Raw genomic sequence first — 13,855 nt, 5'->3', positions numbered from 1 at the left:
CTGAGCCAGGATCAAACTCTCCATAAAAGTGTTTGATATAGCTCAAAAAAATTTGTTACATTGACGAGATATTACTATCTCTTTAATTCGCTTGGCTGTGTGTTCAGTTTTCAAAGAACAAAGCTACTGACCTCAATCACATCATGTGAAAACTTCTTAGTATTTACTTCGTGCAGCTTTGCGACGAGAAAGTGACGCAAGGAACGCGCAGGAGCAATTCACTAAGTTATTGTCAGTGCCACTTAACTTTTATCGTTTTACCGACAAGAATTTAATTATACCACGATAATATTTTCGTGTCAACAACTGTTTTAAGTTGTTTAATACGCTCAAATCAGCGACTTTATAAATATAACATTTCTAGTTGATATAGTCAACTATTTTTTTACTTTTTATTCCCTCAAAACAGAGACGAATAATAATATAACATATTAGTTAAGTCCAATCAAGAATCAATTTATCATATATTTTCAGATCGCTGGTGTTTACTTCTTATATACTTGTAACACTCTTTGGGCGCTGCAAACCGTTTATATAGACCAAAAATAATCTTATAGCGTTCTTCCATAGCTCTTTTAACTATTCCATCTATTCTAGAATCAGTTAAATCGAGTAATAATTCTTCGAGTTCTCTTTTTAGCATATATTCTATTTCTTGTGATTCTTTATTGTTTAACATAACTCCTATCACAAAAATCTCCCTTTCAAATGTAAGATTATATATTCGATAAGAAAACCTCTCTGAGAAATTATTTTCAACATTGTCCTTTTTTATTCATAACAATCCTAATTAAAGCATACATATAATTGCAGATAAATGGACAAGGAGGGCTCGTATGAATTTCATTTGGATATGGAACGGGAAAAAAATAAAGCAATATATGATAGTTGTTATAGCAGCCTTTTTTACTGCTGGAATTTTGTATGTAGAAAGAAGTCAGATTACCGTTTTCTCTCCTACAGCAGAAGCTACTGCTATATATAAAGCTGAGACAAACGAAAAAAAGATTGCCCTAACATTTAATATTAGCTGGGGTGAAGAAAAAGCAACGGAGATTTTAGATGTATTAAAAGAGAACGAAATAAATAATGCGACATTCTTCTTATCAGCTTCTTGGGCAGAGAGACATCCTGATATTGTTGAGCGTATCGTTAAAGATGGTCACGAAATTGGGAACCATGGATACCGCTATGAAAATTACCCACAATGGGAAGACGACAAAATCAGGAAAGATATACAAAGAGCTCATCAAACTCTGTTTGATCTAACAGATAAAACACCAAAACTTCTCCGGCCGCCAAATGGCAATTTCGATAAGCGAGTATTAAAAATTGCTGAGGCACAAAAATATAAACTCGTTCATTGGAGTATTGATTCTAAAGATTATGGAAATCCAGGTGTTGAAGAAATTATTAATAACGTCATGAGCAACGTGACAGGTGGGGATATTGTCCTCTTCCATGCCTCTGACCGTGTTAAACAAACACAAAAAGCTCTACCAACTATAATTGATAAACTAAGAAATAAAGGCTTTGATTTTGTTTCTGTATCGGAATTAATCGCAGGTACAGAAGCTAAAAGTTCAGAAATCAAATAAAAAAGAGGCTGCCAAGACGCATTTTATTTGCGCCAAAGTCAGCCTCTTCTTTTTATTTACGATTAATTAGACGATGCAACACTAACAGTTGCCATGTGTTAGCTACTAATAACGGAGTAAAGTAAATCCATAACCATTTTGGATCATTTACTCTTAGAGCAGGTAACCATTCAAGAGTTGTTACTACTACGATAAAAAAGAAAGCTGGAATAAATGCACCTGCATTCGTTTGTTTACTTTTTAAATAAGCTATAAATAATCCGTAAATCAATAGAGATAAAGGGATTAAGCTATACCCCAAAATAGTTTCTTCTTCTGTTGCAAAATTGGCATATCGAAAATAGGCTAGCCCTTGAATGACAAAAGCGATAATAACAATTTGGATCATGTTCCATGTTGTAGACTTAAAAATTCCAAGGGCAAAACGATGAACGGTTAAATATGCAAAGAATCCCATTTGGCTGATTAAGCTCCACATAGCTCCTATTCCAAATAACCAAACTAACACAAGAATAAAATCAATAATTTCCCCAGACATTAATCCTGCTAAGTATGTATTCCAATCTAGGATAAAACCTACTAGTGCTCCACTAGTAGCACCAATTAATAAAGTTGTGAAAAATAAGTAAACGACCTTTCTAGAATTCACGTTTTAATCCTCCATATAAAGTACTTAACGATTTGATTGTATCAAAACTCTTTAATAAAAAGCTAGTATAACTGTTTTCAAAAGTGAATAGTGAAAAATATTTGTTTTTAGATATTTATTTTGGATAAATTACATTAGAATGTTTCATATTAAAAATGAATGATACGGAAAGGGGCGAAAACCTTGAAAAGCTTTAATAAGCTCCTCTTGATAATAACATTATTATTTATGACCAGTTGTGCAGCAGTAGAGGATCAAGGAAGTCAACCTGATTATGAAAGCACGAAGAAGATGATGGTTGATATGCTAAAGACAGACGAAGGTAAAAAATCAATTCAGGAAGTCTTAAGCGAGGACGAAGTAAAACAAGAAATTGTATTAGAACAAGCTCTCGTAAAAGAAACCATTCAACAAGTCTTAACTTCAGAAAAAGGCAAAGAATTTTGGCAAGAACTTATGCAAGATCCTGAATTTGCAGCCACATTCGCAGAAAGTTTACAAACTGAAGTGGAAAAGGTACTAAAAAACTTGATGAAAGATCCTGAATATCAAGGAATGATGATGGATATCTTGCAGGACCCAGAAATGGAAAGAGCAGCTTTGGATTTAATGAAAAGCAAAGAATACCGTCAACAAGTGATGAATATAATGGCCGACGCTTTTGAAAGTCCTTATTTTAAAGCAAAAGTGAATGAAGCATTAGCAAAGGTTGCTAGTGAACAAATGAAAAAAGAAGCTGAAAAAGCTGAAGGTGAAAGTGATGGTCAAGAAGAAGAAAGTTAATAATCTATATTAAAGAGGCTGACATTTTAGTCAGCCTCTTAGTTCTTTCTAAAGTTAATCTTGTTATCCTTCAATTTTATTAATGACTTTTTGCGCCATCTTCATATAAAGCTGGCCAATCGGATGTTCAGTTGCATAAATTGATGGTGCAAAATCTTTTTCATCAATATCTGGTTGACCGAGTGGTATTTGAGCAAGGATTTCAGTTTTCAACTCTTTCGCTAGACGCTCACCGCCACCTTGACCAAATACAAATTCTTTTTCGCCGGTTAACTGACTTTTAAAATAAGCCATGTTCTCGACCACACCTAGAATTTCATGATCTGTTTTTATCGCCATCACTCCGGCTCTTGCAGCAACAAACGCTGCTGTTGGGTGTGGAGTCGTAACGATGATTTCTTTACTACTAGGAAGCATCGAGTGAACATCTAATGCTACATCACCCGTTCCAGGAGGTAAATCTAAAATTAAGTAATCTAAATCATCCCAATCGACTTGGGTAAAGAAGTTATTTAACATTTTTCCGAGCATCGGACCTCTCCAAATGATCGGAGAGTTATCTTGCACAAAAAATCCCATTGAAATCACTTGAACACCAAAACGATTAACAGGAGAAATTCTTTCTCCCTTTATCCTCGGTTTCTCTTCAATTCCCATCATATCAGGGACACTAAATCCATAAATATCTGCATCAATAATTCCAACTTTTTTACCTAAACGTGCTAGTGACGTAGCTAAATTTACCGATACAGTTGATTTACCAACTCCACCTTTACCACTTGTTACAGCAATAAAAGTTGTTTTTACACCTTCATCTAAAAGAGACTTAACTTCTTTCGGAGCTTCAATACCTAATTTGCTAAGTTCCTCATCAGTAAGCTGTTCAAAACGTAATCCCACTGACTCTGCACCAGCTCGCTTAATTACATTTACAATTTCTCCTTGGAGTTTCATTTGTTCTGTTGTTCCAACTTTGGAAATCCCAATTTTTACACTTACTAAACTTTCTTTGATTTTAATTTCTTTTACTGCATCAATTTCAACAATGCTTTTATTTAAAAACGGTTCTTTAACTGTTTTTAAAGCATCTAATATTTTTTCTTGAGTTAGCAAATTTAAGCACCACCTTTATGTATTCGATTACATAGCTAGTATAACACAAAAAAAATAATTACTTGAATTTAGTGCATATAAGGCCGAGCCAGGTCCTCTTATGAAGAAGGAACTGGCTCGGTCGTATAATATCGCATGATTCCCTGGTATATAGAGGCCGCCACCTTTTGTTGATAGTTTTTTTCATCTAACCTTAACGCTTCTTCCGGATTCGATAAAAATCCTACTTCAACTAAGGCACCAGGAATTTGAGCATGCTTTAACAAGTATACGTTACTAATGGGTTTGGCCAATCTATTCGTATTTTCCAAATTTATTATAAGTTCTTCTTGAATAAACTTTGCAACCTTTTCATTTTCATCTATTGCACGATTATAAAAAGTCTGGGCACCTGACCAACGTGGCGATGGGATTGCATTAAGGTGAAGTGATATAAACAAGTCTCCACCCGATTCATTTACAAGCTGAACTCTTCGTTTTAAATCCTCCACTTTTCGTTTTCTAACGCCTTTTGTAGAAGGATCTGCTAAATCTGTATCTTCAATGCGAGACATGATGACGAGAGCCCCTGCCTCTTGTAAATAATCTCTTAGGATCAAACTAATTTCTAATGAGACATCTTTTTCTAAAAGACCTTCTTTGGAGCTTGCTCCACCATCTATTCCACCATGACCAGCATCAACAATAATTATTTTCCCTGATAAAGGGAGCGACCACACTGTCCCAGAGTCTGTTATAACAAATTGATATTGAACATAGAACAATATCAACACCAATCCAGCTGCAAATGCCCCACCTTTTAACCACTTGCTCATCTATTTCCCTCCTAACGTCTCAATACATTATATTGGGACAAGAAGAAAAATATGAACTTTAATTAGTGTAATTTCATACGATAACGTTTTTCCCCTTCGTGAAAACCTCTTTCCCACCAGTAGTGAATAAAGCCTTCACATAAAGTATAAAAATTATCATCCTGGTCCGTCTGAAAAAGCATCCCTGAGAGTTGGTGATATAAGCGACTAACATACTCACCATACTCTTCTTTACAACGTCTACGAACCAAAATTTCCGTTTCTCCATAATAGCCAAAACGACTAAATTCAGCACCTAGTAAGTAGGAATCAATGGCGAAGTCAACACATGCATCTTCGACATAGCTTCCACCAGTTTTTTGATGTTCAAAAACTGAAGGGAAATGCTCATGAATGTATCCTCTTATTGTAGATAAGGAAAGCTTGCGTAATACCTGTCGCTCAAAATTCCATTGTTTTTTTTGTCGGCGCTCTTCAAAGGTAGTAATGACATTCAATTTGTCCCCCTCCTTTTTAAGGTTAGTTTCATTCAAGGGGGAAAGGTTAATGCTATGGAAATTGCAACTTTATAGGAATAAAAAGTAATTTGCTCATTAATTTGTTAAATGATTAATTACAATTTTTCAGCAATTACTGTAAAGGTCTTTGGTATTCCTTTATCAAAAATTTCGGAAGACTGATTAGGTAGTTCCTCTAATACCTTAATATACAATCCTTGGCTGGCAATAGCTGTTACTACTTCGCCTAGGGTCCAATTACGCAAATATACTTTGTGAGTCGTCGGATCTTTCTCATCTTCATCTAAGAATTTAGAATGTGATACTTCTTTCTCTTCTAAGGATGTATCAAAGTAATTACCTGTTACTTTATGTTTTCTAATTTTCGCAGTTGTACCACGAGAAGAAATCAGCTTGGTCGAAATTGGGTGGAAGTCTTGTAACACTAAACGGCCACTTTTACAGAGTAACTTACTAACTAAATCGAATAAGGGCTGTAAATCCTTAAAATAATGGAGTATCCCAAATTCCATGAAAACAATATCATAATCCCCTGTTAATTCATCTTCTGGTAACTTAAGTACATCTGACATAAGATAACGAATTTTAACGCCAGCATGTTGAGCAAGTTCAGTAGCATACATCTCATTTCCCTTGGAAAAATCAACGACTGTAACATTCGCACCTAATAAAGATAAAGCGACAGCCTTATTTCCATTTGAACCAAGTAAATTTATAATTCTCTTATTTTTGACGGTTTCTCCCATATATTCAAGAACTGATCCAATTCTTTTTTGTGGTTCTTCTTTAATCTTAGTTGCGGCTTCTTCAGGAGTCCCGAAACGATTCACCCACGATTGGTATACTCCTGTATTCCACGCCATCATATTATTATGATTTTCTTCCATTAGTAATCCTCCAAAAACATGATATCTTCATCTTACTATACATTTTTTAGCAACCAAATAACAATAATGAAAAAAGTCAGCTAGTTACTTTTTCCACGTTTATTTTGCTATCCATAGCTAAAGATAATACCTGTAAGATGATTTAATACAAACCAGGAGGTTTTCACAAATGGGCTTTTTTGATTTCTTAAATGAAGAACCAAATCAAAAGGAAATTCCAAAAAAGGTACGTGGAGATATCGATACTGAATTTGCAGAGGAAAATGCACATCTTGATCTTCGCCAAGAAGAGTTAGATATCCACAAAAATCGTGTGGAAACCGGGGAAGTCGTTCTTCATAAAGACATCGTTGAAGAGGAACAAATTGTTAACGTTCCTGTTTCTCATGATCAAGTTGTAATTGAACGTAAAGTTATTGATCGCGAGCCAACGACAGAACCGATTACAGATGAAGAAACGGTTCATATACCAGTTACTGCTGAAACAATTGATGTTGATAAGCATACAGTTGTTACTGGTGAAATTTCTGCTCACAAGCGTTCTGTTCAAGAAACTGAACAAGTACGTGATGTCCTTCATAAAGAGGTTGCCGATGTTGAAACACATGGTAACGCTGATATAATTAAAGAGGACTAATTACAAAACTGAGGCTGTCCCAATGCAAAGTATCAGTCACTTCGTTTACTAAACATAGATCGTGTACATCAAACCTACACTTCTATTTAGTATCGCTTAGAGGCTCGCTGACACTTATGGGTCAGCCTCTTTTTCAAAATCAATTAACAAAGTGCGCAAAATATAAATGAAATTATATTCAGGAGGATCCTATGGGTAAATTTATTATAATTGGAGCATTAGTTGGTGGGATTATTGGTTGGCTTTTTAACTTTTCAATTATCTTAGCAATTATTATGGGATTAATCATTGGTATACTTAGTTATACGTTGACTGCAAATAGGGGCATTTTAGTTGCTGCCACCAGTCCAAAAGCCCAGAAAATAATGCTACAAAAAGAGCTGTTAGGCATAAGTAAAAAACGAGTAAAAACAGGTGAAGTTAAAATTCATAAAGAGGTTGTCCAAGATAAAAAAACGATTACTGTACCGATTAAGCGCGAAGAAATGGTAATAGAAGCAGGAATGGACCAAGAAATTCGCATTCCACTAAAAGAAGAAAAAGTTGAAGTAAGTAAGCACCCAGTTCGACTTGCTGAAGTTTCAATTACGAAACGGCAAATTGAAGAAATGGAACAAGTAAAAGCAATATTAAAAGAAGAACAAGCCCACTATGAGGTTAAGGGCAATGTAGATATAGATGAACAAGATAAATAATTTTCATAAAAAAGTTCTAAAACTAGTAGAGTTTAGAACTTTTTTGTACAACTAGCTATACCATAAAAAAGACCCCCACCCAAAAGGATGAGAGTCTTGAAACGTATAGATTAACGTTTTGAGAACTGAGGTGCACGACGTGCTGCTTTAAGACCGTATTTTTTACGTTCTTTCATACGTGCATCACGAGTTAAGAAACCAGCGCGCTTTAATCCAGCACGGAATTCTGGATCTGCTCCTAAAAGAGCACGTGATACGCCATGACGAATAGCTCCCGCTTGTCCAGTGTAACCACCACCGCTAACGTTTACTAATACATCATATTTGCCTTCAGTTTCTGTTTCTACAAGTGGTTGCTTAACAATAAGCTTTAATGTGTCTAATCCGAAATACTCGTCTAAGTCGCGACCGTTGATCACGATACGTCCGTCACCAGGAACTAAACGTACACGTGCAACAGAGTGCTTACGACGACCAGTACCATAATATTGTACTTGTGCCAAAGAAAACCCTCCTTATATATTAACCGCGAAGTTCGTAAACTTCTGGTTGTTGTGCTTGGTGTGGATGTTCACTACCAGCATAAACATGTAACTTCATGCCTTGCTTACGTCCTAAAGTGTTTTTAGGAAGCATTCCTTTTACCGCTAACTCGATCATTTGAGTTGGACGGTTTGTGCGCATTTCAAGCGCAGTTCTTTGCTTTAATCCACCAGGGTGGTTAGAGTGACGGTAGTAAATCTTATCCGTTAACTTTTTACCAGTTAAGTGAATTTTTTCAGCATTGATAATAATTACATTATCGCCTGTATCAACGTGGGGAGTAAATGTTGGTTTAGTCTTACCACGAAGGATAGAAGCAACTTCACTAGCTAAACGACCTAAAGTTTGACCTTCAGCGTCGATAACATACCATTTACGATCAGTCTCGTTTGGCTTTGCCATATATGTCGTACGCATGCTTTTTCCCTCCTAAAGCTTTCACATTATAAATTATAATATTTTTTAATACTACGTGTCTAAAGTAACATTCCGCAACCCGGGGCTAGTGGGTTTTAGAAATACCATAGATCATCTTATAATATTTAGAAGTCAATGTCAACAAAATGTTACACTAGGATCAGTTGTTATAATTTACTTGCCATAGAAAAAGGCCGTGGCCAGGTGCGGTATGGCCTGCTCGCTCTCGATCTCGACTGTTTAAAACGTTAATGACATCCTCCGGATTGCGCCTACCCCTACCCACTTCTAGGATTGTCCCAACCAGTATCCTAACCATGTTACGCAGAAAACCATCTCCAACGAAGCGAAATTCTAGTTCGTCTTCTTTTTCAATGATTTCAATAGAATAGATCGTTCTCACTTTATCTTCTTTATCAGTCTTGGCTGAACAAAACGATGTATAGTCATGAGTTCCTAACAATAGTTCGGCAGCTTTCGTCATATTTTCAACTGATAATTGATATGGATAAAAATATCGATAATGACGTCTAAAAACATCCATTCGCCTGCCGCGCTGAACAAAATAGCGATACTCTTTACTTACTACATCAAAACGAGCATGAAAATCAGCATGGGCTTCACTAACTTCTAATACAGCGATGTCGCTGGGTAAAACCGTTTGAATTGCTTCATGCCATCTTTCTAAAGGAATTTCAAGGGGGGTGTCAAAGTGAAACATTTGTCCTTTTGCATGGACAAACGTATCAGTTCTCCCCGAAGCAAATATTTTTACAGGAGATCCCTTATGCAGTTTGGCTAAGCCTTTCTCTATCTCACCTTGGATTGTTCTTCCTTTAGGCTGAATTTGAAACCCATTAAAAAAACTTCCATCATAGGCAATTTTACATTTAATTCTCTTCACTAGAACACAACCTCTATCTTCAAAACTAAATTGACTGAAATTAACTGTTTTTATCGTACCATTTATAGTAATTCACTATACCTAAGCGTAAATAATAGTAACGCTATAGTAGCAAACGCTACTACTGCCACAGTATCTTTTGTTTTCCATTGTAACTCTCTTAATCTCGTCCTTCCTTCACCACCACGATAAGCACGAGCTTCCATTGCAATAGCTAAATCCTCAGCACGACGAAACGATTGCATAAATAATGGAACTAGCAGAGGAATAATGGCTTTAACTTTATTTGTAAAGGAACCACCAGTAAAGTCAACACCTCGTGCCATTTGTGCCTTCATTATTTTTTCTGTTTCCTGAAGTAAAGTTGGAATAAAACGCAAAGAAATAGACATCATTAAGGCTAACTCATGAACGGGGACATTTATTTTACGTAACGGGCCGAAGATATTTTCTAACCCATCAGTCAGTTCAATCGGTGCTGTTGTTAACGTTAGCAATGTTGTCATCATAATTAATAAAAGTAAGCGTATTGCAATAAATAAACCTTGAATGATACCACCTAAATATATATCAAATAGACCTATGGAAAAAAGGACTTCACCTTCTTTGGTCATGAACCCATGGACAATAAACATAAGAATGACTAAAAAGAATATCGGTTTCATACCTTTATAGATATAACTTAGGGATATTCTTGAGAGAGTGATTGCAATAAACACAGTAAAAAAGAGGAATGCATATGTTAGCCAAGTATTTGCTAGAAAAACTGTGATTACAAAGATGAAAATTACAGTTAGCTTCGACCTAGCATCGAGTCTATGAATAACCGAATTTCCAGCCACATACTGACCAATAATAATATTTTGCAACATATTGCCTTACACCTCCCCGATTAGTAACTGGGCAATTGCATCAGCAAGCAATTCATTTGTAAAGAGATTTGAAGGAAGTTTCACTCTAAACTTTTTCTCAAGCATAATTGCTAGCTGAACGGTTTGGGGAACATCCAAGCCAATCTTGTTTAGCTGTTCTCTAGATGTAAATATCTTCTCAGGACTCCCTTGCATAAATACTTTACCTTTATCCATCACGACAACTAAATCAGCATACATGGCAGCAAACTCCATATTATGTGTCACTAACACAGTGGTTAACTTTTCTTCTTTATGGAGTGAGAGAAATAGTTCCATAATTTGTTTTCTACCGATTGGATCTAATCCTGCCGTAGGTTCGTCCAAAACAAGGATACGAGGTTTACTAGCTAAAACACCAGCAATCGCTACTCGACGTTTTTGGCCACCACTTAACTCAAATGGAGATTTTTGTAGAACACTCTCATCTAACTTTACTAAGGGTAATATATCCTTCACTCGTTTTAACGCTTCAACCTTATCAATTCCAAAATTGATCGCCCCAAATGCAATATCTTTTTCAACCGTCTCATCAAACAGCTGGTGTTCAGGGTATTGAAACACCATTCCTACTGTTTGCCGTAATTGTTTTAACTGTTTACTTTTTTTGTTTGCAACAATTAGAACATCTCCCACTTGCACACTGCCTGTTGTCGGCTTTAATAGACCATTTATATGCTGAACAATTGTAGATTTCCCAGAGCCAGTATGTCCTATGATAGCAACAAATTGACCAGTCTTTATATGTATATTTATATTTTCGAGCGCTTTATGTTCAAAAGGCGTTTTAGGCATATAGATATGTTCTAAGTTTTTGATTTTAATTTCCATAATTCATTCACCAAAACTTCCTTCGTTAAGCATGTTCTTGCTATTTCAATTCCCTTATTAGCCAAGCTCGATTGAACTTGCAAAGAAAAGGGCAATTCCAATCCTGCCTCAACTAATTTCTGACTTTCTTGAAATACCTCTTTTGGAACACCTTCAATAGATATTCTACCTTTGTTCATAACAAACAATCTATCAGAGAAGATGGCCTCTTCTAAATCATGAGTAATGTTAATAACCGTTATTCCTTCTTCCTTGTTTAGCTTCCACACCGTTTCAAGTACTTCCTTGCGACCCATCGGATCCAACATTGATGTAGCTTCGTCAAGAATTATAACTAAGGGTAACATAGCTATGATACCAGCAATTGCTACACGCTGTTTTTGCCCCCCTGAGAGGCGATATGGTTCGTGATTTAAGTAGTTTTCCATTTTGACTTTCTGTAATGCCCAATTAATTCTATTTTTCATTTCATTACGTTCAACGCCAGTATTTTCAAGCCCAAAGGCTACATCATCACGAACAGTTGTAGCTACCATTTGATTATCAGGGTTTTGAAACACCATTCCTACTTGCTTCCTGACTTCCCATATTTTATCTTCGTCAAATGTGTCAATCCCATTGATATTTACTGAATTAGGGTTAGTAGGAGTTAGGAGCCCATTAATAAACTTCGCTAACGTCGACTTACCGGATCCATTATGACCTACGATGGAAACCCATTCACCTTGTTTTATAGATAATGAGATATCTGTTAATACATTCTCTACTTCTTCAGCGTCATATTTGAATGATAAATTGCAAATAGATATTAAGTTTTTACTCAAGGTTTACGCACCTACTTAAATGGAGTATATAAATTGTAGAAAATGAAGCGGTTCATTTATTCCACAATTTATATTCTACATTTTCTATACCAAATAAAAAAGGACTAGACTAAAGAATAATCTTTGTCTCGTCCTTCTGAGATGTATTAAACTAACTCGATAATTACCATTGGTGCGCCGTCTCCACGACGTGGTCCAAGTTTTAAAATACGAGTGTATCCACCTTGTCTTTCTTCATAACGTGGTGCAATATCAGCAAAAAGCTTTTGAATTGCATCTTGGCCTGATTCTTGATCAGCAACTTCACGACGAACGAAAGAAGCAACTTGACGTCTAGCGTGAAGATCTCCACGCTTTCCAAGTGTAATCATTTTTTCAACGATTGAACGAAGTTCTTTTGCTTTCGCCTCAGTAGTTTCGATTCTTTCATTGATGATTAAATCTGTAGTTAAGTCACGGAATAAAGCCTTTCTAGCAGAACTATCACGGCCTAATTTTGCGTATGCCATTAGAGATTCCCTCCTTTTTGGTTTGAAGTAAGAAGAGATATCGTTGTTTTGTAACTCTTCTGTTCATGTTGTCAATCTTATCTATCTATTAAGAAACTATGATTAATCTTCTTTACGAAGACCCAGTCCTAGCTCACCAAGCTTTTCTTGAACTTCTTCTAATGATTTTCGTCCAAGGTTACGAACTTTCATCATATCTTCTTCACTCTTGTGAGTTAATTCTTGTACAGTATTAATGCCAGCACGCTTCAAGCAGTTGTAAGAACGAACTGAAAGATCAAGTTCTTCAATCGTCATCTCAAGAACTTTTTCTTTTTGATCCTCTTCTTTTTCAACCATAATTTCAGCATTTTGTGCCTGATCAGTAAGACCGACAAAAATATTTAAATGTTCTGTTAAGATTTTTGCACCAATAGAAACAGCTTCTTCTGGTCGGATACTTCCATCTGTCCAGACATCAAGGGTTAGTTTATCATAGTTTGTTACTTGCCCAACACGAGTATTTTCTACTTGATAGTTAACTCTAGATACAGGTGTGTAAATAGAATCAATTGGAACAACTCCAATAGGCAAGTCCTCTTTCTTGTTTCCATCAGCTGGAACATAACCGCGTCCACGACGAGCAGTTAAACGCATGTGAAGATGTGCCCCCTTTGAAAGAGTTGCAATATGCAAATCCGGGTTCAAAATATCTACATCGCTATCATGTGTTATATCTGCTGCAGTAACCACGCCTTCCCCTTGAATATCAATTTCTAATGTTTTATCTTCATCAGAATAGATTTTAAGAGAAAGTTGTTTTAGATTTAGAATGATTGAAGTAACATCTTCGACGACACCTTCAATTGTGGAGAATTCATGTAAAACCCCATCAATTTGGACTGCTGTAACAGCAGCACCTGGCAATGATGATAGCAAAATACGACGTAAGGAGTTACCTAGAGTCGTACCGTATCCACGCTCAAGTGGCTCAACAACAAATTTACCATACTTGGCATCGGCACTGATTTCAATCGTTTCAATTTTTGGTTTTTCAATTTCTATCATTAAACAAACCCTCCTTCAAAACGTCGAAACTCCGGCTGACTAAGCATATTAGTCCACCGGAATTCCCCATTAGGTAGTTCTGAGCCGTTCATACCTAATTGAGTCAATCTTAGTAAGAAACATACTATAATTAGCGTTTATAAATAACTTCTTACACATTATTGACAATTCAAG

Annotated in this window: 18 protein-coding genes; 4 read left to right on the top strand and 14 right to left on the bottom strand. The window is 36.0% G+C overall.

Annotated elements, in window-relative coordinates; all coding sequences use genetic code 11:
- Positions 1 to 460: 460 nt before the first annotated feature.
- Positions 461 to 691 carry a hypothetical protein gene (locus ACK4M9_RS21390; RefSeq protein ID WP_409854805.1) on the bottom strand — a complete coding sequence of 77 codons (231 nt, stop codon included), beginning with the start codon at positions 689 to 691 and terminating at the stop codon, positions 461 to 463.
- Between the two features lie 145 nt (positions 692 to 836).
- Between ACK4M9_RS21390 and pdaB the strand changes: the two genes are divergently transcribed.
- Positions 837 to 1,598, top strand: coding sequence for a polysaccharide deacetylase family sporulation protein PdaB (gene pdaB / locus ACK4M9_RS21385; RefSeq protein WP_409854804.1), 762 nt, complete (start codon positions 837 to 839; stop codon positions 1,596 to 1,598).
- Between the two features lie 52 nt (positions 1,599 to 1,650).
- On the opposite strand, the gene ACK4M9_RS21380 is transcribed toward pdaB, so the two are convergent.
- Complete coding sequence (locus ACK4M9_RS21380; protein ID WP_409854803.1) at positions 1,651 to 2,247, bottom strand: KinB-signaling pathway activation protein; 597 nt, start codon at positions 2,245 to 2,247, stop codon at positions 1,651 to 1,653.
- Between the two features lie 183 nt (positions 2,248 to 2,430).
- On the opposite strand from ACK4M9_RS21380, the gene gerD reads away from it, so the two are divergent.
- Positions 2,431 to 3,030, top strand: a complete 600-nt coding sequence (gerD, locus tag ACK4M9_RS21375; protein ID WP_409854802.1) for a spore germination lipoprotein GerD — start codon at positions 2,431 to 2,433, stop codon at positions 3,028 to 3,030.
- Between the two features lie 63 nt (positions 3,031 to 3,093).
- On the opposite strand, the gene ACK4M9_RS21370 is transcribed toward gerD, so the two are convergent.
- From ACK4M9_RS21370 to ACK4M9_RS21355, 4 genes are all read right to left on the bottom strand, one after another.
- Complete coding sequence (locus ACK4M9_RS21370; protein ID WP_409854801.1) at positions 3,094 to 4,143, bottom strand: P-loop NTPase; 1,050 nt, start codon at positions 4,141 to 4,143, stop codon at positions 3,094 to 3,096.
- 98 nt (positions 4,144 to 4,241) lie between these two features.
- A complete protein-coding gene (cwlD, locus tag ACK4M9_RS21365) occupies positions 4,242 to 4,958 on the bottom strand; it encodes an N-acetylmuramoyl-L-alanine amidase CwlD (protein ID WP_409854800.1) in 717 nt (238 codons plus the stop codon).
- Between the two features lie 62 nt (positions 4,959 to 5,020).
- Positions 5,021 to 5,455 carry a DUF2521 family protein gene (locus ACK4M9_RS21360; RefSeq protein ID WP_409854799.1) on the bottom strand — a complete coding sequence of 145 codons (435 nt, stop codon included), beginning with the start codon at positions 5,453 to 5,455 and terminating at the stop codon, positions 5,021 to 5,023.
- A 116-nt stretch (positions 5,456 to 5,571) separates the two neighbouring features.
- On the bottom strand, positions 5,572 to 6,363 hold the full coding sequence (locus ACK4M9_RS21355) for a class I SAM-dependent methyltransferase (protein ID WP_409854798.1): 792 nt from the start codon (positions 6,361 to 6,363) through the stop codon (positions 5,572 to 5,574).
- A 169-nt stretch (positions 6,364 to 6,532) separates the two neighbouring features.
- Between ACK4M9_RS21355 and ACK4M9_RS21350 the strand changes: the two genes are divergently transcribed.
- Together ACK4M9_RS21350 and ACK4M9_RS21345 are read left to right on the top strand one after the other, a co-directional pair.
- A complete protein-coding gene (locus ACK4M9_RS21350) occupies positions 6,533 to 7,000 on the top strand; it encodes a YsnF/AvaK domain-containing protein (RefSeq protein ID WP_409854797.1) in 468 nt (155 codons plus the stop codon).
- 191 nt (positions 7,001 to 7,191) lie between these two features.
- Positions 7,192 to 7,695: a YsnF/AvaK domain-containing protein gene (locus tag ACK4M9_RS21345; protein WP_409854796.1), complete on the top strand. Its 504-nt coding sequence runs from the start codon at positions 7,192 to 7,194 to the stop codon at positions 7,693 to 7,695.
- Positions 7,696 to 7,805: 110 nt separating this feature from the next.
- On the opposite strand, the gene rpsI is transcribed toward ACK4M9_RS21345, so the two are convergent.
- The 8 genes from rpsI to ACK4M9_RS21305 all read right to left on the bottom strand — a co-directional run bounded on the left by rpsI (position 7,806) and on the right by ACK4M9_RS21305 (position 13,681).
- Complete coding sequence (gene rpsI / locus ACK4M9_RS21340) at positions 7,806 to 8,198, bottom strand: 30S ribosomal protein S9 (RefSeq protein ID WP_409854795.1); 393 nt, start codon at positions 8,196 to 8,198, stop codon at positions 7,806 to 7,808.
- Positions 8,199 to 8,217: 19 nt separating this feature from the next.
- Entirely contained in the window at positions 8,218 to 8,655 is a 438-nt protein-coding gene (gene rplM / locus ACK4M9_RS21335) for a 50S ribosomal protein L13 (protein ID WP_409854794.1), read from the bottom strand.
- A 160-nt stretch (positions 8,656 to 8,815) separates the two neighbouring features.
- A complete protein-coding gene (gene truA, locus ACK4M9_RS21330) occupies positions 8,816 to 9,559 on the bottom strand; it encodes a tRNA pseudouridine(38-40) synthase TruA (RefSeq protein ID WP_409854793.1) in 744 nt (247 codons plus the stop codon).
- A gap of 62 nt (positions 9,560 to 9,621) precedes the next feature.
- Complete coding sequence (locus ACK4M9_RS21325) at positions 9,622 to 10,431, bottom strand: energy-coupling factor transporter transmembrane component T family protein (RefSeq protein ID WP_409854792.1); 810 nt, start codon at positions 10,429 to 10,431, stop codon at positions 9,622 to 9,624.
- Positions 10,432 to 10,437: 6 nt separating this feature from the next.
- Positions 10,438 to 11,301 carry an energy-coupling factor ABC transporter ATP-binding protein gene (locus tag ACK4M9_RS21320; RefSeq protein WP_409854791.1) on the bottom strand — a complete coding sequence of 288 codons (864 nt, stop codon included), beginning with the start codon at positions 11,299 to 11,301 and terminating at the stop codon, positions 10,438 to 10,440.
- Positions 11,277 to 12,125 carry an energy-coupling factor ABC transporter ATP-binding protein gene (locus ACK4M9_RS21315; protein ID WP_409854790.1) on the bottom strand — a complete coding sequence of 283 codons (849 nt, stop codon included), beginning with the start codon at positions 12,123 to 12,125 and terminating at the stop codon, positions 11,277 to 11,279. Before ACK4M9_RS21315 ends, ACK4M9_RS21320 begins: the two co-directional genes overlap by 25 nt.
- A gap of 146 nt (positions 12,126 to 12,271) precedes the next feature.
- Complete coding sequence (gene rplQ / locus ACK4M9_RS21310; RefSeq protein ID WP_409854789.1) at positions 12,272 to 12,634, bottom strand: 50S ribosomal protein L17; 363 nt, start codon at positions 12,632 to 12,634, stop codon at positions 12,272 to 12,274.
- 102 nt (positions 12,635 to 12,736) lie between these two features.
- A complete protein-coding gene (locus ACK4M9_RS21305) occupies positions 12,737 to 13,681 on the bottom strand; it encodes a DNA-directed RNA polymerase subunit alpha (RefSeq protein WP_409854788.1) in 945 nt (314 codons plus the stop codon).
- Between the last annotated feature and the right edge of the window lie 174 nt (positions 13,682 to 13,855).

This window comes from Anaerobacillus sp. (assembly GCF_046314235.1).
GTDB lineage: Bacteria > Bacillota > Bacilli > Bacillales > Anaerobacillaceae > Anaerobacillus.
Note: the sequence above shows the minus strand (reverse complement) of the source record. Positions and strands in the feature narration are given on the sequence as shown.

Bases quoted from the DNA above. Each gene is read 5' to 3' on its own strand.
- cwlD (WP_409854800.1), bottom strand. From the start codon at position 4,958: ATGAGCAAGTGGTTAAAAGGTGGGGCATTTGCAGCTGGATTGGTGTTG.
- ACK4M9_RS21320 (WP_409854791.1), bottom strand. From the start codon at position 11,301: ATGGAAATTAAAATCAAAAACTTAGAACATATCTATATGCCTAAAACG.
- ACK4M9_RS21305 (WP_409854788.1), bottom strand. From the start codon at position 13,681: ATGATAGAAATTGAAAAACCAAAAATTGAAACGATTGAAATCAGTGCC.
- ACK4M9_RS21355 (WP_409854798.1), bottom strand. From the start codon at position 6,363: ATGGAAGAAAATCATAATAATATGATGGCGTGGAATACAGGAGTATAC.
- ACK4M9_RS21345 (WP_409854796.1), top strand. From the start codon at position 7,192: ATGGGTAAATTTATTATAATTGGAGCATTAGTTGGTGGGATTATTGGT.
- rplQ (WP_409854789.1), bottom strand. From the start codon at position 12,634: ATGGCATACGCAAAATTAGGCCGTGATAGTTCTGCTAGAAAGGCTTTA.
- pdaB (WP_409854804.1), top strand. From the start codon at position 837: ATGAATTTCATTTGGATATGGAACGGGAAAAAAATAAAGCAATATATG.
- rplM (WP_409854794.1), bottom strand. From the start codon at position 8,655: ATGCGTACGACATATATGGCAAAGCCAAACGAGACTGATCGTAAATGG.
- ACK4M9_RS21350 (WP_409854797.1), top strand. From the start codon at position 6,533: ATGGGCTTTTTTGATTTCTTAAATGAAGAACCAAATCAAAAGGAAATT.
- ACK4M9_RS21325 (WP_409854792.1), bottom strand. From the start codon at position 10,431: ATGTTGCAAAATATTATTATTGGTCAGTATGTGGCTGGAAATTCGGTT.